This is a genomic window from Terriglobales bacterium, assembly GCA_035567895.1.
GTDB lineage: Bacteria > Acidobacteriota > Terriglobia > Terriglobales > Acidobacteriaceae > Gp1-AA112.
Genome location: DATMPC010000076.1, coordinates 44,258 through 63,795 on the forward strand (window position 1 = coordinate 44,258; position 19,538 = coordinate 63,795).

Here is a 19,538-nt window from a genome sequence, read left to right on the forward strand (position 1 = left end):
GTTTGTTGGTTATGGACGATTGAATTGTTAGCGAAGGCGAAGTGCTTATTGCCTATCGCCTATTGCTTATTGCTGCAGTCTTACGTCACGCTCACTTCCTCATACGTCCCATAAACTTCCCGCAGCGAGTTACAGATTTCGCCTACCGTTGCGTAAGCTCGCACCGCGTCAATGATGTACGGCATGGTGTTCGCGTCGGACATCCTGCCGTCGGCTTTTACTACGGGCTCCTGTGCGGCAGCCTTTTTCAGCGCTTCGAGGCAGCGCTTTACTTGTTCGTTTGAGCGGCGCGATTTGAGGGCATTGAGCTTTCTGGTTTGGTGATTGGCCACTTCCTCATGGTCGATGTAAAGGATTTTTGGAAGGGTTTCTTCGATCAGGAACTCGTTAGCGCCGACGATCAGCTTCTCTTTGTTCTCCACGGCACGTTGGTACTGATATGCGGCCTCTGCAATTTCTTTTTGCGGATATCCGCGCTCGATGGCTTTCACCATCCCGCCCATCGCGTCGAGTTTGTCGAAGTAGTCGAATGCGCCTTTCTCCATGTCGAGCGTGAGTTTTTCGACGAAGTACGAACCACCGAGAGGATCGACCGTTTGCGCGACTCCCGATTCGTAAGCGATCACCTGCTGCGTGCGCAGCGCGATGCGGGCAGCGTCTTCGGTTGGGAGGGCCAGAGCTTCGTCGTAACTGTCGGTATGCAAAGACTGAGTTCCACCGAGCACCGCGGCGAGGGCCTGAACAGCTGTGCGGGCGATATTGTTCAATGGCTGCTGCGCGGTTAGGGATACGCCAGCCGTCTGCGTATGAAAGCGCATCAGCCAGGTGCGGGCATTCTTCGCGCCAAAGCGATCCTTCATCAGCCGATACCAGATTTTGCGTGAAGCGCGGAACTTGGCGATCTCTTCAAAGAAATCGTTGTGCGAGTTGAAGAAGAAGCTCAGTCGGGGACCAAATTCATCGACGTTAAGTCCACGGCGCCGCGCCCACTCGACATACTCGACGCCGTCATAAATTGTGAAGGCGAGTTCCTGAAGAGCGGTCGAACCGGCTTCGCGAATGTGGTATCCGCTGATGGATATGCTGTTGAACTTTGGCGTGAAGTGCGTGCCGAACTCGAAGGTATCGATCACGAGGCGCATGGAAGGAGCCGGCGGATAGATATATTCCTTCTGCGCGATGTACTCTTTCAGGATGTCGTTCTGAATCGTTCCCGAGATATTCTTCCAGTTGGCGCCCTGCTTCTCCGCCACCACGAGATACATCGCCCATAACACTGAAGCGGGCGAATTGATGGTCATCGAGACCGTGGTCTTCTCGAGATCGATACCGTTGAACAGAATCTCCATGTCCTCGAGTGAATCGATGGCGACGCCGCACTTACCGACTTCACCTTCACTTTCGGGAGCATCGGAATCGAATCCCATCAGCGTGGGCAAATCGAAGGCAACCGAGAGTCCGCCAGTCCCATGGGCGAGCAAATATTTGTAACGCTGATTCGTTTCCTCGGGAGATGCGAAGCCGGAGAACTGGCGCATCGTCCATAGCCTGCCGCGATAACCGGAGGCGTGGATCGCGCGCGTGTATGGTGGCTGTCCTGGGTAGCCGAGGTACTTCTCTGCGCTCCAGTCCTCAGGGAGATCGGCCTGCGTATGTAGGCGCCGCACCGGCATTCCCGAAATGGTCGTGAAGCGGGCGTTGCCGTTCTCGTCAAGGTTTACGCCGGACGCTGCTCCGATCGGTTGTTCTGGCGCCTTTTCCAGGGCGGGAAGAAGTGTCTCTTCGGCCCATTCCTTTTCGGCGGGAGAGGGATGGCGCTGGTCGAATGTGTCGTGGATCGGGCTCTCAGCGAGGCTTCGAGAGCTCTTCTTACTCTGCTTTTCAGCGGACATAGATCCCCAGTGCCGCACCTCGCGGCGTTCACGCACGTATGGAAGCCGAACTCTCAATCATAGAAGAGGCCGGAGAGGGAGAGCAATGAAGCGCTTCAAAATGCCCGCAAGCGGTCCCGACTAATTAGAAGTGGACAACTGCATTTGCTCAGAGAGGTAGTCCAGGATGCGCTGAGGCTCGTGACTCGGGAGAACCTGAGTAATCTCAGTTCCACAGCGCGTGTGCCCGGCTGTGATGCTCTGCCAGGACCGGATCGTTTCATCCAGATTTAGATCGGAACAGAGCTACTCCGGCTTTCACCAGAGCCGAAAGAGTGTAAGCATTCCTGCCGCAACAAAGATCAGCACCAGAATCACTCCAATGATCAGTAGCCGCAGGGCACGATTCTCCTGCCCTGGTTTCGGGATGGAGATTCCCATGAATGAGATGAACATCCAGAAGAGAGAGCGGCGGGGATCCGACGTCGGTTCTTCTGGGCTTGGACTGGGAGTGCCTGGTTCCACTGCCCCGACTATAGCAAGGAGAAAGAGACTAGAGTTCGCTACTGAGTTGGACGGAACAAGACTGCGGAAAATGCCTTCGTAAAAACGGAAGATCCCTGATCGTTCCTTGTTATTTTTTTGAGTCCCGGGCTAAACAGCGTTAAGCGCTTTGTTGACAGCGGCGTAGGGAGAAATCCACAGAACTCGCTGTTAATTCCCTGGTTTAGAACGAAATCTGCGCATTTCGGGCAGAATTCGACGATTTCGAGCTCGAATTCGGAAGCTCCCCTGTTATTCTCCCTGCTCGTCCGGGAGCGTCTTGTAAGCTAGCGTATCTGCATGGCAGATTCTGGAAAGTCCTTCCCGAAACCTGAAGGTGGAAGGGCGGGCCTCATGAGATTTCCACAGGTATCTCCAATCATTCCAAGCTGATACAACGGACAGCAGTTCGGGCGCATCGAAGTTTGAGAGGAAAAATCCATTACAGCCCCAGCACAGTTAAAAGAAAAGCCCGCGCCGCAGCCGAAGTCTACCGCCAAGAGAGCTGCGGCAGGATTCAACGAAGCCGAAGCTATCGAGCAGGCCAAGGGCGGCGACGCGTATGCTTTTGAGCTGCTTTATGGACTTCACAAGCGCCGGGTATATTCACTGTGTTTAAGGATGACGGGAAATACCGCTGAGGCCGAGGATTTGACGCAAGAGGCGTTTCTTCAGCTTTACCGCAAGATCGGAACCTTTCGCGGTGAGTCGGCATTCTCCACCTGGCTGCATCGGTTATCTGTAAACGTAGTGCTGATGCACCTTAGGAAGAAGGGGCTGCCCGAAGTTTCATTGGAAGAAACGCTGGAGCCGCAGCAGGAAGACGGGCCCAAGAAGGACATTGGCGCTCGAGATAACGTGCTCGCCGGATCGATTGACCGCGTGAATTTGGAGCGCGCAATCGAGAATCTTCCCCCGGGGTATCGCATCATTTTTGTGCTACATGACATCGAAGGATATGAGCACAATGAAATCGCGGAGATGATGGGATGTTCCATCGGCAACAGCAAATCACAGCTGCACAAGGCAAGAATGAAGCTCCGCGACCTGTTAAAGCAGAGCAAGGCAGAGAAGGCGGTGCGGCGATGAGCGGGACGGGAGAGCGGAAGAAAATGACATGCGCCGAATTTCAAGAAGTCCTGCCATACACGTTCGAGAGCGGTGGCGGGGACGCTGGGGAGATGGAACACCTGAAGACCTGCCAGATCTGTTCCGATCTGGTACAGGACCTGCGCTACATCGCCGACCAGGCAAAGCTGCTTCTGCCCTTACGCGATCCCAGTCCTAAGGTTTGGGACAACATTCAGGATTCGCTGGAACGGGAAGGCTTAGTTCGCCCACAAGCCAAGGCGCATAGCGCCGGAAAAAAAAAAGTAGCTGAAATCTCAGGGGACAGGGAACAGGGGACAGGTTACAGGGGGCGTTGAAGCTCAAGCGGCCCCAATTCGGTCTCCTGCGTTAGTTATCGGCTAGTTTCGATCGGATTGCGGTAATCATTTTGCTGAGTTCTGTGATGATACTCAACGCTGATCCTGCGTCATCTTCAGTAATGTATCTCAATCGAACTGAAAGCATCAGGTAGGTTTCGGTTTCCATCAAGGAACCTTTGGCGACCGAAAGAAAGTGCGAATAATCTTTCCTGCTGCTCCTCGCGTGCCCCTCTGCAATATTGGCTGGAACTGATACCGCACTGCGCGTCATTTGAGAGACAAGACGATACGCCTCACTGGAAGGAAATTTCTGACTCAGCCGATAGACGAGAACAGCCAAGTCCATCGATTTCTGCCACACGACGAGATCACGATGTGAAGTAACGCTTCCCATCGTCACAAAATAAATCGGAAACTCCTTGTGCGCTCCTACGCGCGTCTGACTTGCACCCCCCCCGGTTTTCCTTGTTCCCTGTCCCCTGTAACCTGTCCCCCGCGTTACCAAGGTGCACCTTCGCAGATACCCCGTCGGTGGGCTTGGGCACTGACCTTCGGTGATAGAATCCGCCCGAGAAGCGAATGAGTGCTGTGGTCTTCTAAGCTCAGGCGAGCTGAGAAAGTAGGCACTAGCAGCCGCAGAGTCCGGATATGACGAGTGAATCGGAGTTAGTTGTACTCGTCGGATTCATGGGGGCCGGCAAGACTACAGTCGGCAGGGAACTTGCTCGAGTGCTGAATTGGTCGTTTTACGATCTTGACGCGCTCATCGAAGGCCGCACTGGTCGGACGGTTCCAGCGCTGTTTGCCGAGCAAGGCGAGTCAGGTTTTCGCAAGTTAGAAGCCCAATCGCTGCGTGAACTTCTCAAAACGCTCGAAGACGAGCCGGCCGCTATCGCTCTGGGTGGCGGCGCCTTCGTGCAGGAAACAATCCGGCAGATTATCCGCGACCATTCCGCCTCTGTGGTGTATCTGGACGTGGGCCTGGAAGAGGCATTGCGCCGTTGCGCCTCAGCTCCCGGTTACCGTCCGCTCCTGCAGGACCGCGATCAGATTACGTTTTTGTACGAAGAGCGGCTGCCGTTTTATCGCACCGCGCATGCGACGGTGCGGACCGACGGAAAAACGCCGCTAGCGGTTGCTCAGGAGATTGCTTCGACTTTGCAGTTGAGTCCGGGAAATCAGGAGGCGGAATGAAATTTACCCTCAGCACTTTCGTTCTCACGGTGACAGTTGTCTGCGCCTTGCAGGCGAAAGCTCCGAGCGCTCAAATCGTTGATTCAGGGAGCTTCGGAGTCTTCGTGAACGGCCGGAGGGTCGCCACCGAGACTTTCAAGATCGAACAGCGCGCAGGGGGAAGCACGGCGAAATCTGAGCTGAAGGTCGAAGACGGCTCCATGCAGCGTTCCGAAATGGAACTCACGGACCGCGGGGAGATTGTTCGTTACGGCTGGCAGCAGGATAGACCGGTTAAAGCCGAGCTTTCCGTAGTGCCGAAAGATGAGTTCCTGAGCGAGATCATCAATGCCGGGCCAAACCAAAAGTCGTTTAACGTGCCCCATCTGATGCCGCACTCGACGCCAATTCTCGACGACAACTTCTTCCTGCATCGCGAGATCCTGATTTGGCGATATCTTGCACTCGGATGTACGTTGAAGCCGGAAGGATTGAGGTGCAACCCCGCTCCCCAGCAGTTTGGCGTGCTCATACCGACTCAGCACGCAACGGAAATAGTGACGGTCGACTTCAAAGGCAAAGAAAAGATCTCGCTGAAAGGGAAGGATGTCGAGTGCAACAGCTTTCGCCTTCACACCGATGAAAGCAACGTTCTGGTTTACATCGACGATCAACAAAAGGTCGTGAGAATCGCGGCCTCAGCTTCCGGCCTGGAGGTCGTGCGAGACTAGAAGAATCGAGCCATCGGGCCATCGGGTGAAGTAGAAGCGATTGGCTATCCACTTCCTCCAGTAAACGGTTTGCATTTATACGCTGGCAGGCCGAACGCGGAGAAGTCTTGGCTGTTACTTCACCCGATCACCCGATGACCCGATCACCCGATACCCATGTCTCCCGTTCTCCATGCCACTCCGAATCGTCGCGCCGACATCCTCTTTACCGTGGCGGTGCTCGGCGGACTATACGCTGCCTACGTCGTTCGCCACATGCTGTTGTTGATCTATGTAAGTGCTCTCTTTGCCGTAGTACTCTCACCTCTGATTCAGCTCATTGCGAGAATTCACATTGGGAAATGGCGTCCGGGGCATGGCATTGCGTTGCTAATCCTGATCGTGGGACTCGCCACCGTCCTGACTCTGTTTCTGGTTTTCGCTCTGCCACCGATCTTTCATGATGCCCGTTCGATGGCTTCGGAGTGGCCGCGTCGTTTAGCCGAACTTGCTAACCGCGCTCGCAACGTGCCTTTCGTGGAAAGCATCGACATAACCAAAATCGACGACTACATCGCAGCCGCATCAGGTGGCGCATTCGGATTCTTCACCGGGCTCGCAGGCAGCATGTTTGGCCTGTTCACCGGAATCGTGCTCACTTCGTATTTCATCATCGATGGGGAAAGTGTATTTACTTGGGCAATCACACTATTCCCGCTCGATCAGCGCGAGCGACTCTCGCGCACGCTGCTGCGGGCTGAGGAGCGGCTGCGGCACTGGCTGGTAGGCCAGGGTGCGCTAATGATGAGTATAGGAGCGAGCAGTTTCGTAGTTTTTGGTTTGATGCACGTGAAATACTACTACGTGCTTGCTGCGTTTGCAGCGCTGGCGAACATTGTTCCCGTTGTGGGAGCGCTGAGTTCACTCGCGCTAGCCAGCATGGTGGCTGCCTTCGATTCCTGGCACAAGCTACTTGGCGTGCTGATCTTCTACGGCATCTACTACCAGTTGGAGAACGCATTCCTCGCGCCGAGAATCATGAAGAGCACCATCGACCTGCCTCCACTTGGCGTGATTACGGCCCTGATGATCGGAGGCACGATGGCCGGGATTCTCGGGGCGCTGGTTGCAGTTCCAACAGCCGCGCTGGTTGCCGTGCTGGTGGACGAATACCTTGTGCAGAAACAAAGGATCGTCACCCACGACCACGACTTCGAAGTGAGCCGCACCACTCACGAATTCTAGATCTCAAACAAGAAAAGGAGGGCCGATAAGCCCTCCTTTTAGACTCAAACATTTCTACCATCTTAAGCGCAACCCGAACTCAATCTGGCGTGAGTCGTATCCCGTTGCCTGGGCACTGACTCGGCCAAAAGTTGCCGGACTGTTGAGATTCATCGACGGATCGTCCGGTTGGAAATGGTTCAGCACGTTAGTCATCATCGCAGTGAAGGTGAGACCAACCCGCTCAGTTGCGCGGATGTCTTTGGTCACCGTCATGTCGAGGTTCCAACGCGGGAATCCCCGGAGGATGCCAAAGCCGTTACCGCGCTCGTCAACTCCCAAAATGAGCCGACGGAACTGGCCATAAGCTGCCGTTGGATCGCCGAACATGTTGAGCCACTCCGTAGAGGTGCCGGTAGCGCCCTTCGACGTTGCCGTCGTGCCAACTGTTCCGGTTGGCGACGTCTTGAAGTAGTTGAGAGAGTTGCCGCCGTTGAAGCTACCGTTGGTGAGGACCACGTTGTAGATGGAGCTTTGGCTCGGATCAGATTGACCGAACGCTTCCCGGCTCGTGCTCGTTCCCGAGCCATCCTGTTGGACCACATTCAGCGGGAAACCGCTCTGCGCAGTGAATAATGGTGAGATCGACCAGCCACCGAGCAGGTGTCCCAGAATTCCCTGCTGGGTTTTGTAAAACGATGGCTGGTAATTGAGAGCCATATTGTAAATGAACTTCACGTCAAATCCGTTCGGTCCGTACTCGCTTTCCAGATTCCAGGGATCGAGAACCGTGCGCGTGCTGCGGGCCTGAACCTCTCCACCGGTTCCGAACGAGCGGCCCCAGGTGAAGTTCGAGCGCGCAGTGATTCCGTGCCAATCGCGGAAAGTAGCAGTTGCGAACAGCCCGTTGTAGTTGCCGTAGCCGTTGCTGGTGTCGAACTCAAATGCCTGGAATTGGCGGCAAACAATGACATTGGCCGCACACCCGCCCGGTGGATTCATTCCCGGATTGGTCCTGCCTAACGTCCATGAAGTAGAGGTCGCCATTGCATTCCATAGTTCATACACGCGATTCGAGGCAATCAATGAACGTTGCGCTGCAATTAGCGCGGCGGTACAACTGGCCGCTGCCTTGCAGAAGTTAGAAGTTGGCCCGCCTAATGCCTGCTCAACGAATGGCTGCGGCGTAGGTGTGGTCACGTTCGCAGCGGGACATACTTGTACATTCAGTCCGCAAATCGCCGTGTACATACTGGCGTAAGCGTTAGCGAAGGTCTGTCCGCCGAGCGTAGTCATGTACGGGATCGCATCAACGTTAATCTCCTGGAACTCGTTGTTGATGATCTTTCCGATGTACCCAGCTTCAACAAAGAGCTTTGATGAGACCTCGCGTTGGATGGACAAAGTAAACGAGTCGTTAACGCTGGGTCGCGTATCTGGATCGAGTCCCGAGCCCGGCGCCGCCGCTAAATTGCCGTTAACGCCAGGGAGGTAAGGTTGCGCTAGCGTGCTGGAAGGAGCGCCGCCGAGAGGTGCGACCAGGCCGTCGGTCCCGATTCGGAACGCAGTCGATGGATTTACGCCACCCGTTCCTAAACACTGACCGTTGCTCGACGCCCCCACGCAAGCAACTGCCTGCATGATGCCGGTACCCAGAAGTGGAACCAGCACTTGGTTTACGCCGTTGAGCCGGCCGTAGATGCGGCTGTAACCGCCACGAATGACGCTCTTGCCGTCACCGAGAAGTGAGCCAAGGATGCCGCTGGTGAAATGCGGGTTCCAGGCTGCAGAGGCCCGTGGACTTATGCCCTTGTAAAACGGATCGTACGGATACTTGCGCCCGCCGGTCACGTTGTTCACGAGAGCAAAGCCGAGAACCGGGTTGTAAACCTGTCCAGCGAGAGCGGCGCTTTTTCGCTGGGCAAGGTAGTCCGTCATGCGGATTGCGTTCCCACCCTGATCCGTCAGCATCACCTGTTTGCCGGATGTCTCGTATGGTGGCATCTCCACCGCGTACGAGAGGCCATACGTAACGGTGAAACTGGGCTTCATGTGCCAGGTATCGCTCCAATAGCCCTGGTAATAGGGAATGATGCTCTTGTCTTGCGCGTGCGTACCCAGCGGAAGCAGATGAAGATCCGATCCAGCTCGGGTGTAGAGGGTCTGCGGTTGACTCACGATTCCAAGCACGTCGGCGACGAGCGTCTGGAAGTTGCTTTGTTGCGATGAAGGCACAATACTCGTCGGTGGCAGGAAGCCCGACCAGGAGATTCCCGCACCATCGGTCACCTGATACACATTCGCGGCCATGGTTCCCTGGCCATTGTCATTGCGATCGTGCCAATCGAAGTTGCGCTGATAGAGGCCACCAAATTGGAACAGGTGGTTGCCTTTCAGCAGATTCAAATCGTCGCGGAACATATGATCCTGGCCATCCCAGAAGCGCGTACGGACGTCCTGCGTATTGACGTTGTACGGAATCAAGGCATTGCGGCCACCTCCGGCTGCCGTGGTCTCGCCACCAATCTCTACAGCGCCGCCCAAACCAGCAATGGGCTGGGGAGGAGCTCCCGCATCGCCCCACTGCCACCAGTTGTAGGTGTAGCTATAGTGGAAGTCATTTGTCAGGTTTGAGCCAATCGTGGTGTTGAGCCCGAAGACGAGGATCGACGGATACGACGGCAAGTTGCGGGTCGAAGTATATTGGCCCTTGGTTCCTCCCAGAATGCCGCCTACGTCAGCTTGAGCAAGATCTGCCTGGCTCAGCTTGTAGTAGCGGTAGCTGCCCATGAAATGCCAGTTCTTTGCGAAGTCGTGATCTAGGCGGACAACCCAGTTGTTGTCGCTCTGCGGCAGTCTGATTGTATTTCTGTAGCCAATCGTGTTAAACGAATCGCCGACCGTTGAAGTCGGAGCAAGGTCGTTGCCTACCGGCATGAACTGCGACCAAATCTGGTTGACGATTGGGTTGATTCCGATGCCGCGTGGATCGCACGGCTGATTGCCACCAGAGCCGCATACGTTCGCCGGCTGGTAGGTGACGCCGTTTACCGTAACCGGGTTCGGGTTGAGGTTGAACGGCATCCAGGCATTCGGCGCGAAACTCACCCCGTTCAGAGTGATCGGGTTGGAGCTACTGTTCTGGATTTGTATAACACCCGCTCGCAGTAGGGGAGAAGGAGTTGATTTCTCTAAAGTCGTGATGTTGGGAAAGCGAACCCCTTGGTAGAAGCCGAAGATGTAAGTCTTTCCACCAAGAAAGTTGAAAGGCAGAACTGGTCCGCCCGCAGAAGCGCCAAAGCGATTCTGGTGACGCGAAGGTAGCGGTGTGAAACCTCGAGTGCCGCCGGTAGCGGGATCGGTCGAGGGTGTATGGCCGTTCGCCCAACTGTTGGCCGAAAAATTCGTTCCGTAATAGTACTCGTAACCTGTGCCATGCCACGTGTTCGTGCCGCGTCGAGTCGCCATCGTGACCTGACTGCCTGCCGCAGAGTTGAAGTCGGCGGTTTGTCCGGCGATGCCAACCTTGAACTCCTCAATACTCTCGATCGGAGTGGGCACAACCCCGTTGGGGACTGCGCTGCCGCCGCCAGTGATCGGATTGCCGGCGAAGCCGCTTAGGTAAACCGTGTTTGTGCCGTCCATATCGCTGGAGTTGTTGCCGCCATCGAGCACGAACATGTTCTGGTCCGCATTGGAACCAGCCACTGAACCCGCTTGTCCGGCAGTTCCATTAACAGGCGTTGTAGCAGGCTGTAGTAGTGCCAAACCGGAAACATCACGGCTAAGCCCCGGCAGCGCCTGCGCCATGTCGAAGTTCATGGTGGTGCCGATCGTGGCGTTCATCGTCTGCAGCTGAGCGCCACTAGCCTGCACCTCGACCACTGTGCTGACAGCTCCGACTTCGAGCGAGATATTCGTAGTTGCAACGGAACCAACGTTTACGTCCTGCCTGATCTTTACAGCCTTGAAGCCGGGCTGAGTGACAGTGATTTCGTACGTTGCGGGCGGAAGGTTCGCAAACACATAGCGACCCGCGGTGTTGGTGGACGTGGCGCGTTTCTCGGTCGTCGTAGTGTCGGTGGCCGTGATGTTGGCGCCGACGAGTACCGCTCCTGAGTTGTCGGTTACGACGCCAACGATGGTGCCCGACGAGCCGACTTGAGCGAACAGCGGCATCGCGCAAAGCGCAAGTAGGAAACCTGCCCACGCGAGGAATCGGACGATCGTTTTAGATACTTCGTCTTTAAACGTGACTGGGGTGTAAAAAACTCCTCTGCCTGTCAGAAGTGGCCTCTGACATGGCGAGACTTGGCTTGTCATGCGTCCCTCCAGAAAATCTCGGACGGCTTGTGGCGCCGAGCAAAATTCCAGACGACTTATGAAGGGGGCCTCAACCAAACCCGATCAACAAGGCTTGGCTTCTTTATTTGGTCGCGCAGCTTAGCACAAGCTGATAGTGGCTGTCAGGGACTAAGCGAGGCAGAAAGGGGCGAAAGGCGTCAAAATTTGGATAAGTCGTATCTGTAACAACAATAAGTCCCTAGATTCTGTGGTCTCGTCCCCGGTATGGGTTTGATCCAGAGCGGGCGTGAGGCAGGTACCCGGAAGAAAAAGGCCGGTATCGAATCTTCCGATACCGGCCATTTGCTGGAGAAGAGGCCTTCGTTAGAAGCTGACTCTCAAACCAAACTCCATTTGACGCGGGTTGTTGCCTTGAGAATTGAGGACGCCGAAGGCGCTCGGTGTCTGGAGGTCGAGCAACGGGTCAAAGAACTGGTTGTGGTTCAGGACATTCGTGAACACAACCTGGAATTCGCTATTGAACCGCTCCGTTATTCTGAATTTCTTCTTCAAGCTCAGATCCATGTTCCAGTAGGGCATGCCGCGGAACGATCCCACGCCTCCAGCCCGGTTGTCGATTCCCAGAATCGGAGAACGAACCTGGCTATAGACCGCTACGGGATTCGAGAACATGTTGAGCGCAGCATTGCCGGTGCCCGCCGTAGATGTTCCCACATTGTTTCCGAATGAATCGGTGCCGCCTGCAACATTCTTATGGACCGAGTTGCTCGGACTGGACTTGCCCGTGAAAATGCAGTTCTCGGTATCGTTGAAGTCAACGTTGTCGGCTCCCCCAAAGCCCTGGGCTCCGGACCCACCTTGGAAGTCAGCTCCGGTGAGAGTGTTGCAGAACAGTGGTTCTCCACTGCCTGCGGTGAAGATTGTGCCAATGTCCCACCCACCTAGAAGGTGTCCCACCAGGCCTTGCTGGTTCTTGTAGAACGGCGGTTGATATACGGCAAAAATGTTGTAGACCCAGGTGCGATCGAATCCCTGTACGCCGTACATCTTGTCGAGATCAAAGGGATCGTCCGCGGTGTAGCCGCTCGTGGCCTGGACGAAAGCTCCAGTTCCCAGCGCTTTGCTGTAAGTGAGGTTCTGCTGCAAAGTAAGTCCACGCCAATCATTCATGCGCAGCGAAACGAAACCGGCATTGTAATTCCCGTGGCCGATGCTGGCGTTAACGCCAACGCCGCTGGTGAGCTGACCCGAGGCAGAAGTGGCGATTGGGCAGTTAAGCATGCTGCAGCCAAAGTTGAATCCTGGACTCGTTCCTCCCTGGTCCAGGGCAGACCACAAATCCCACACTGCCTGATTCTGGAAGTTGCCGAATTGCTTGTTGACGACAGCAGTTGTGCAGTTTGCAAAGCCGGTGCAGAAACCGGTACCAGAAAGTGCTGCCTCAAAGAACGGTTGTGCCGCTACGGTTGGCACACCAGCTGCGCCGCAAGCCGCTGCTGAGACGTTGCATTTCATGGCGGTCTCAACGTTTGCATAGGCCTGAGCAAAGGTCTGCCCACCTTTTGTCATCATGTAGGGAACTGCATTAATGTTGATGGGCTGATACTCGTGGTCAATCAAACGCCCAATGTATCCAACTTCCATCGTCACCCGATTCGTTAGCTGACGCTGGATGGTGACGTCAAACGAATCCACGACGTTGGGCCGGAAGTTAGGATCCAGCGATTCGCCAGCGCCGGCAGCAATATCATTGATGCCGGGAAATACGGGTTGGGGAAGGTTCTGTTTAGCTACGCCCAAGGGAGCGTTGTTCCCGTCAACGCCAATTCGGAACGCTAGTCAGATCAAGCGGTCCAGCGCATTGTCCGTTCCGGTTGGGTGTTTTGCACTGAACCGGCTGAATGAGGCCGGTACCCAGCAGCGGAACGAGCACTAAGTCCACGCCATTCAAACGACCATAGATTCGACCGTAGCCTGCGCGGAAAACGCTCTTATCGTCGCCAAAGATCTTCCCCATCCAACTATCGCTACCAAAGTGCGGGTTCCAGGCGGCAGCGACACGGGGACTGAATGATCCGTAAAAAGGATTGTAGGGATACTTCGACGGATTCGCGGTGTTCCCAATAAGGGAGAAGCCTACAACTGGATTAAAAACCTGACCCTGTAATGCCGCATTCTTTTTGGCGTTGAGGTAATCCTCAAGTTCAGCGGATTATTCTGCGCATCCACCAGAATTACCTGTTTGCCATCTTGCTCGGTGGGAGGCATTTCCAATGTCCAACCCAAACCATACGTGAAAGTAAAGTTCGGCTTAAGGTGCCAACTGTCGCTGAAGTAGATGTTGTAATACGGAATCGTGCTCTTGTCCGTTGCCGGAGTGAGCGGCGGATTCAAGGCCAAGTTTTTTCCCGTTCGGGTAAACGCAATCTGCGAATCGGTCACGATTCCGTAGATAGCCGCAGCCATTCGATTAAAGGCGGTTGTATCCGGTCCCAAAGCTGACATGTCAACATTGGGCGCGCCATTAGAGTCCCCGAGCTGGTACACAGGGTAATAGTTGATTCCGCCACCGTTGTCTGTGCGCTGGTGATAATTCCAATTGCGTTGATACTGCCCGCCGAACTGGAGCAGATGGGTCCCATGCAGCATAGTAACGTCGTCCCGCAGGAAGTTATCGTGTCCATCCCAGAATCGCGTACGGGTCTGTTGCGTGTTCACGTTATATGGTGCAAGGACATTGTAGTGCTGCTCTCCGAGCGGCTCGATGGCTCCGCCCAAGCCGGCGAACTGCACAGGATCGCCTTGCGTGGACCACGACCAATAGTTGCGCAGATAGCTGTAGTGGAAATCGTTGGTGGTACTGCTGCTGATATTCATTGTTAGTCCGGCCACGTAATACCAAGGCTGCTGCGGACGATTCGAATTCGACGTCGGCGTGCCTAATTTATCGCCAGGGAAGAACCCGCCGATATCGTACTGGTCGGCAGTTGCTCGAGTCAGTTTGTAGATGCGGTAGCTGGTATTGAAGTGCCACTTTGCACCAAAATCATGGTCAAGCCGGACCACCCCGAAATCATCTTTTTGGGGAAGGGCGATGTTGCCCTTGAAGCCCTGGGTGTTCACTCCGTCACATCGGCTGCCAAGCAGGGAGCCGCTAATAAACGATCCGGTGCAGCCTGGATCGTTCGGGAGTGGCATGTACTTTGTCCACATTTGCGAGACGATAGGATTGATGCCGATCCCACGAGGATCGAGCGTCTTAAGGTTGTACTGGATGCCCGTGCTCGTGTCGGTCAGCAGTCCATTGCGCATGGCCGCCGTCGGAACCGGCCGCTCGATAGTGATGGAGTTCGGCCACCGGAATCCCTGGTAGTTGCCGAACATGTACGTCTTTCCGCCGAGAATCTCCTTTGGAATGATTGGACCACCAAGCGCCGCGCCGAAGCGGCTGTAGTGATATCCCGGAATTGGCGTTTTTGAAAGGTTGTTGTCCCAAGTGTTCGCATTGAAATTGTTGTCGAGGTAGTACTCGTAAACAGTGCCGTGAATAGTGTTGGTTCCGCGCTTTGTCACTACCTGCACTTGAGCGCCCGAGGAGTTATTGAAGTCCGCGGTCTGATTCGCGGTATTTACCTTGAATTCCTCGACGCTATCCGCGGGCGTAGGCATCACTCCCGTTGGCGTACCTACGCCGGTGAGCTGGCTGGCAATGCCACCCGTCGGGTCTCCTCCGAAGCTCGGCGTGTACACGTTCATACTGCCGTCCATGTCATTCGTGTTGTTGCCGCCATCAAGTTGGAAACTGGCCTGATCAACAACCGTGCCCGCTACGCTTCCATCTGGGCTGACTCCGGGCTGCAGAGTCACAAAGGTGCTTACATCCCGGCCAAGACTCGGCAGCGAATCCAGCGCAACTCCATTTACCGTGTTGCCAACCGTGGCATTCATCGTCTGAAGTTCGGTGCCAGTAGTCTCCACAGTGATCTCTTCCGTCACCGAGCCCACTGGCAGGTTGATGTCTTCAGTCAAAGACCTCCCTATTTCGACTCTCTGGTCGCGCACGAATGCGGTTTGGAAGCCTTGCTTACTAATCTTTATGTCGTAGGTTCCGGGACTGACGTTGGGGAATGTGTAATGCCCCGCGCTGTTTGTCGCCGTCTTTGAAGTAGTGTTCGTGCTCTTGTCTATGATTGAGACATCGGCTGAGGGAACGACTGCGCCTTGCGGATCGGTTACGGTACCGACAATTGCTCCTGTCGCACCAGTTTGAGCAAATGTGGCGCTCGCACCCAGCGCCAAGAAGAGTATCAATATGGTTAGTACTGCTAGAGCTTTCTTTCCGAGCTGCGTTAATTGTGAGATGGGTGTACAGCTCGCGAGTATCAGACTTGGTGTCTGATGGGGGATTTGCTGCCCTGCATACGACCCTCCAGAAATATCAGTCGCCAGAGGCGTTAAGCCGGAAGCGCTGAATAAGAATCCAGACGACTTATGAAAAGAGCTGCTTTAGGACGTCCCTACCCAAGTGCAACCAGGCCCGGGAGCCCTATTTGGCCGGGCAGCTTAGCACATGCCGATGATCGTTGTCAGGGATGAAGCGGAGTGAAAAGGGGCAGAATTGGTTAAATTTTGTATGAACGGTTATTGATGGGAGTTATTAGTCCCGCGTTTTCCGGTTCTGGTCCCACCGTAGATGAACACTTTTAGTGCTTTTTCAAAGCTGCTACTGTAAACAAGGAAGCAATTCCTTGAAGATGCCGAACAAGATCCCCATCGGAATACTTGGCGCGACCGGCATGGTCGGACAGCGTTTTGTGCAGCTCCTGGAGCACCATCCTTGGTTCGAGGTGACATGGCTGGCGGCTTCTGAGCGTTCATCCGGACTTTCTTATGCTGAAGCCGCGCGCTGGAAGTTGAACACGCCCATTCCTGAGCGTGTCGCCGGGATGCGCGTGAGTGATGCCGCACCCGATGGCGCGCCCAAAGTCATTTTTGCGGCCCTCGATGCAGGAATTGCAAAGGAACTCGAGCCGAAGTTTGCTGAGGCTGGGCACGCCGTCATCACCAACTCCAGCGCGTTTCGGATGCAGGCAGACGTGCCGCTGGTGATTCCCGAGGTAAACGGCGATCACCTGAAGCTGATCGACAAGCAACCGTCCCGCAAGCGCAACGGCGGATTCATCGCCACAAACCCAAATTGCTCCGCTATCGGACTCGTCATGGCGCTGGCTCCGCTTCACCGTGTCTTCGGCGTGGAAGCGGTCTTCGTAGCAACCATGCAGGCCGTGAGTGGCGCTGGATACCCGGGCGTCGCTTCGCTCGACATCCTCGGCAACGTAATTCCGTTTATTCCCAAAGAAGAAGAGAAACTGGAAGCCGAAACCCGGAAGCTCTTGGGCGTGCTGGAAAACGGAGCGGTAAAGGATGCTGCGTTCAAGATCAGCGCGCAGTGCAACCGCGTCGCGGTGGAAGATGGCCACACGGAATCTGTTTCGATCAAGTTGAAAAAGTCAGCCAGAGCAGAGGAGATTCTGGAGCAGTGGCGTTCGTTCCGCGCTCGTCCTCAGGAGATTTCGCTGCCCACGGCTCCCGAGCATCCAGTGATTTATGACAGCTCAGTCGACCGTCCTCAGCCGCGCCTCGACGTGAATCGCGGACGCGGAATGAGCGCCACTGTCGGGCGTCTGCGTCCGTGCGGGTTGCTCGACTGGAAGTTCAGCGTTTTGTCGCACAACACGATTCGTGGCGCGGCAGGCGCTGCGCTGCTCAATGCTGAGCTGCTCAAGTACGATGGATACTTGTGTTGAGCTCGCCCTTTCGATGAACTCAAGACAAAAGCAACTGCAACAACTCACGCAGATTTACACGGATTTAGGGCTTCACGCAGATTTGAAGGAAACAAAGTGTTCCCACTCAAAATCTGCGTCCATCCATGAATCTGCGTCTATCTGCGTGAGCAGTTGTTTTTCCCGGAGCTGCCGATGATCGTAATGAAATTCGGTGGCACCTCCGTGGAAGACAGTTCCGCGATCGATCGCGCCGCGAAGATCGTGGCCAGTCGTCGCGATCGCATACCGGTCGTAGTCGTCAGCGCGATGTCCAAGGTCACCGACCAACTACTTGCAGCCGGCGCAGCCGCAGGTGCTGGTGATCCGGACAAGGCACTCGAGCTTTCGCGTGGATTGCGCGAGCGTCATTATTCCACTGCAGGTGAATTGCTCGGCACCGGATTATTCACGCAATTTCATTCCGAGCTCGAATCCGAATTTGACGCGCTGGACGAACTACTGCGCGGGATCGCCGCCGTAGGCGAGCTGACTCCACGCACTACCGACTTAATCGCTTCGTTCGGTGAACGGATTTCCAGCCGGATGGTGGCGTCCGCATTCTCCGTGCGCGATTTGCCCGCGGCGCATGTCGACTCCCGCAAGTGCGTGATCACCGACGCGAACCACACCAAAGCGGTACCTCTTTTCCCTGAGATCGATCTTCGCCTCGCCCATCTCGTCAAGCCGCTGCTCGATAAGAAGCAAATTCCCATTATGGGAGGATTCATCGGCAGTACTCGCGAAGGAGCAACGACGACGTTGGGACGAGGCGGCTCAGATTTCACCGCCGCTATCGTTGGCGCCGGACTCGGAGCGGAATCGATCGAGATTTGGACGGACGTCGACGGCATGATGACCACCGACCCACGGCTGTGCAAGGATGCGCACCGTATTCGCACAATCAGCTTCGACGAAGCCGCCGAACTCGCCTATTTCGGGGCCAAGGTCCTGCACCCTGCGACGCTATTGCCGGCGGTGCAGAAGGACATTCCCGTACTTGTCCTGAACTCTCGCAACCCATCCTGTGAAGGTACGCGAATCACCGCCCGAGCTCCACAGTGCCGCAATTATTTCAAAGCTATCGCAGCGAAGCGTCGAATCACCATCGTGGATGTAGTGGCCACGCGCATGCTGATGGCGCATGGCTTTCTGAAAAGCATCTTCGAAGTGTTCGACCGCCATCGCTGTCCCGTGGACATGGTTTCGACATCAGAAGTGAGCGTTTCACTGACGGTCGATTCGACCGAAGCGATTCCCGCAATCGCCGCTGATCTCGAACAGCTCGCGGACGTGAAGTATGAGGGCCGTAAGGCGATAGTCTGCTTGGTGGGGGAGAACATCCGCGGCACCCGTGGCATCGCCGCAAAAGTGTTCGGCGCGCTCCCGGAGACGAACGTGCGCATGATCTCCCAGGGAGCTTCAGAGATCAACATCAGCTTCGTGATCGAGGAAGACGATGTGGACGAGACCGTGCGAACACTACACAAGGTATTCTTCGCCGATCCCGATCCGGCGATCTTCGCTTGAAGCCGATTTCACCACGGAGACACGGGGGCACGGAGAAAAGAACCGGGGCGTAACCACAAAGGGCACAAGGACGAAGGAAGAGGATTGCAAATCAGGCTCGAATCTCTTTTGGTTTTTCCTTCGTGCACCTTCGTGTCCTTCGTGGTTTCACACTGGGTGTTGTTTTTTGTGCCTCCACGTGAAATAGAGTTCGAATGAACCTCCTACTGCTGGGCCACGGCAAAACCGGATCGCTTGTAGCTGAAGTCGCGCGACAGCGTGGACACGATCTGCAAGTGCTCTCGTCACGCGACAACGAACACGCTAGTGCGCTCACTCCGGAGCGTCTCCGCGATGTCGATGTCGTGATCGACTTCACCAACCCTGACGCAGTATTGGAGAACATGCAGGCCTGCATTCGCATCAAGAAGGCAATGGTTGTCGGGACAACAGGGTGGTATCAGCATCTGGAGGAGATCGAGCGGCAGGTCCTGGATGCACGCGCAGCGCTACTCTACGGATCAAATTTTTCTATCGGCGTGAACGTCTTCTTCGAAATCGCCGCAGCTGCTGCGCAGGGTGTGGGCCACGGCTACTCGCCACGCATCGTCGAACGCCATCACACGGAGAAGAAGGACGCTCCGTCGGGAACGGCAGTCTCCATTCAGCGCATCGTTGCCGAAGTGGGAAAAGTTAAGCCGGAGATTACCTCTGTGCGCGAAGGAGACACAATTGGCGCACACGTGCTCCTGCTTGATGGTCCCGATGACACCATGATGCTCGTGCATGACGCCAAGAACCGCCGCGGCTTTGCCGAAGGAGCGGTGCGAGCCGCTGAGTGGCTAAAGGGGAAGAGCGGCTTCTACGAATTTCGCAAAATCTTCCGCGAGCTTCCGAAGTAGAAACGGCGAACACGAAGGTCACGAAGGAAAACCCACGGTCACGAAG

At 55.5% G+C, this 19,538-nt stretch carries 14 protein-coding genes; 8 read left to right on the forward strand and 6 right to left on the reverse strand.

The window, feature by feature from the left end; all coding sequences use genetic code 11:
- Positions 1 to 80 precede the first annotated feature (80 nt).
- Positions 81 to 1,892: a methylmalonyl-CoA mutase family protein gene (locus VNX88_15825; protein HWY70136.1), complete on the reverse strand. Its 1,812-nt coding sequence runs from the start codon at positions 1,890 to 1,892 to the stop codon at positions 81 to 83.
- Positions 1,893 to 2,189: 297 nt separating this feature from the next.
- Positions 2,190 to 2,312 carry a hypothetical protein gene (locus VNX88_15830; GenBank protein HWY70137.1) on the reverse strand — a complete coding sequence of 41 codons (123 nt, stop codon included), beginning with the start codon at positions 2,310 to 2,312 and terminating at the stop codon, positions 2,190 to 2,192.
- 675 nt (positions 2,313 to 2,987) lie between these two features.
- On the opposite strand from VNX88_15830, the gene VNX88_15835 reads away from it, so the two are divergent.
- Positions 2,988 to 3,503 (forward strand): sigma-70 family RNA polymerase sigma factor, encoded by a 516-nt coding sequence (locus tag VNX88_15835; protein ID HWY70138.1) that lies wholly within the window; start codon positions 2,988 to 2,990, stop codon positions 3,501 to 3,503.
- Positions 3,504 to 3,526: 23 nt separating this feature from the next.
- Positions 3,527 to 3,841, forward strand: a complete 315-nt coding sequence (locus VNX88_15840; protein HWY70139.1) for a hypothetical protein — start codon at positions 3,527 to 3,529, stop codon at positions 3,839 to 3,841.
- A 31-nt stretch (positions 3,842 to 3,872) separates the two neighbouring features.
- Here VNX88_15840 and VNX88_15845 read toward each other — a convergent pair whose 3' ends face one another.
- Entirely contained in the window at positions 3,873 to 4,238 is a 366-nt protein-coding gene (locus VNX88_15845; GenBank protein HWY70140.1) for a four helix bundle protein, read from the reverse strand.
- A gap of 254 nt (positions 4,239 to 4,492) precedes the next feature.
- Between VNX88_15845 and VNX88_15850 the strand changes: the two genes are divergently transcribed.
- The 3 genes from VNX88_15850 (at position 4,493) to VNX88_15860 (ending at position 6,972) form a co-directional block, all read left to right on the forward strand.
- A complete protein-coding gene (locus VNX88_15850) occupies positions 4,493 to 5,038 on the forward strand; it encodes a shikimate kinase (protein HWY70141.1) in 546 nt (181 codons plus the stop codon).
- Positions 5,035 to 5,748: a hypothetical protein gene (locus VNX88_15855; protein ID HWY70142.1), complete on the forward strand. Its 714-nt coding sequence runs from the start codon at positions 5,035 to 5,037 to the stop codon at positions 5,746 to 5,748. Before VNX88_15850 ends, VNX88_15855 begins: the two co-directional genes overlap by 4 nt.
- Before the next feature lie 156 nt (positions 5,749 to 5,904).
- On the forward strand, positions 5,905 to 6,972 hold the full coding sequence (locus VNX88_15860; protein ID HWY70143.1) for an AI-2E family transporter: 1,068 nt from the start codon (positions 5,905 to 5,907) through the stop codon (positions 6,970 to 6,972).
- 54 nt (positions 6,973 to 7,026) lie between these two features.
- Here the strand turns inward: VNX88_15860 and VNX88_15865 are convergent, their stop codons facing one another.
- The 3 genes from VNX88_15865 to VNX88_15875 form a co-directional block, all read right to left on the reverse strand.
- Positions 7,027 to 11,274, reverse strand: coding sequence for a carboxypeptidase-like regulatory domain-containing protein (locus VNX88_15865; protein ID HWY70144.1), 4,248 nt, complete (start codon positions 11,272 to 11,274; stop codon positions 7,027 to 7,029).
- Positions 11,275 to 11,619: 345 nt separating this feature from the next.
- Entirely contained in the window at positions 11,620 to 13,056 is a 1,437-nt protein-coding gene (locus VNX88_15870; protein ID HWY70145.1) for a hypothetical protein, read from the reverse strand.
- Positions 13,057 to 13,392: 336 nt separating this feature from the next.
- Complete coding sequence (locus tag VNX88_15875) at positions 13,393 to 15,567, reverse strand: carboxypeptidase-like regulatory domain-containing protein (protein HWY70146.1); 2,175 nt, start codon at positions 15,565 to 15,567, stop codon at positions 13,393 to 13,395.
- A gap of 443 nt (positions 15,568 to 16,010) precedes the next feature.
- Here VNX88_15875 and asd point away from each other — a divergent pair, with 443 nt between their 5' ends.
- The 3 genes from asd to VNX88_15890 all read left to right on the forward strand — a co-directional run bounded on the left by asd (position 16,011) and on the right by VNX88_15890 (position 19,492).
- Positions 16,011 to 17,063: an aspartate-semialdehyde dehydrogenase gene (gene asd, locus VNX88_15880; GenBank protein HWY70147.1), complete on the forward strand. Its 1,053-nt coding sequence runs from the start codon at positions 16,011 to 16,013 to the stop codon at positions 17,061 to 17,063.
- 174 nt (positions 17,064 to 17,237) lie between these two features.
- Positions 17,238 to 18,611, forward strand: a complete 1,374-nt coding sequence (lysC, locus tag VNX88_15885; GenBank protein HWY70148.1) for a lysine-sensitive aspartokinase 3 — start codon at positions 17,238 to 17,240, stop codon at positions 18,609 to 18,611.
- Between the two features lie 194 nt (positions 18,612 to 18,805).
- Entirely contained in the window at positions 18,806 to 19,492 is a 687-nt protein-coding gene (locus VNX88_15890; GenBank protein ID HWY70149.1) for a dihydrodipicolinate reductase C-terminal domain-containing protein, read from the forward strand.
- Positions 19,493 to 19,538: the final 46 nt, after the last annotated feature.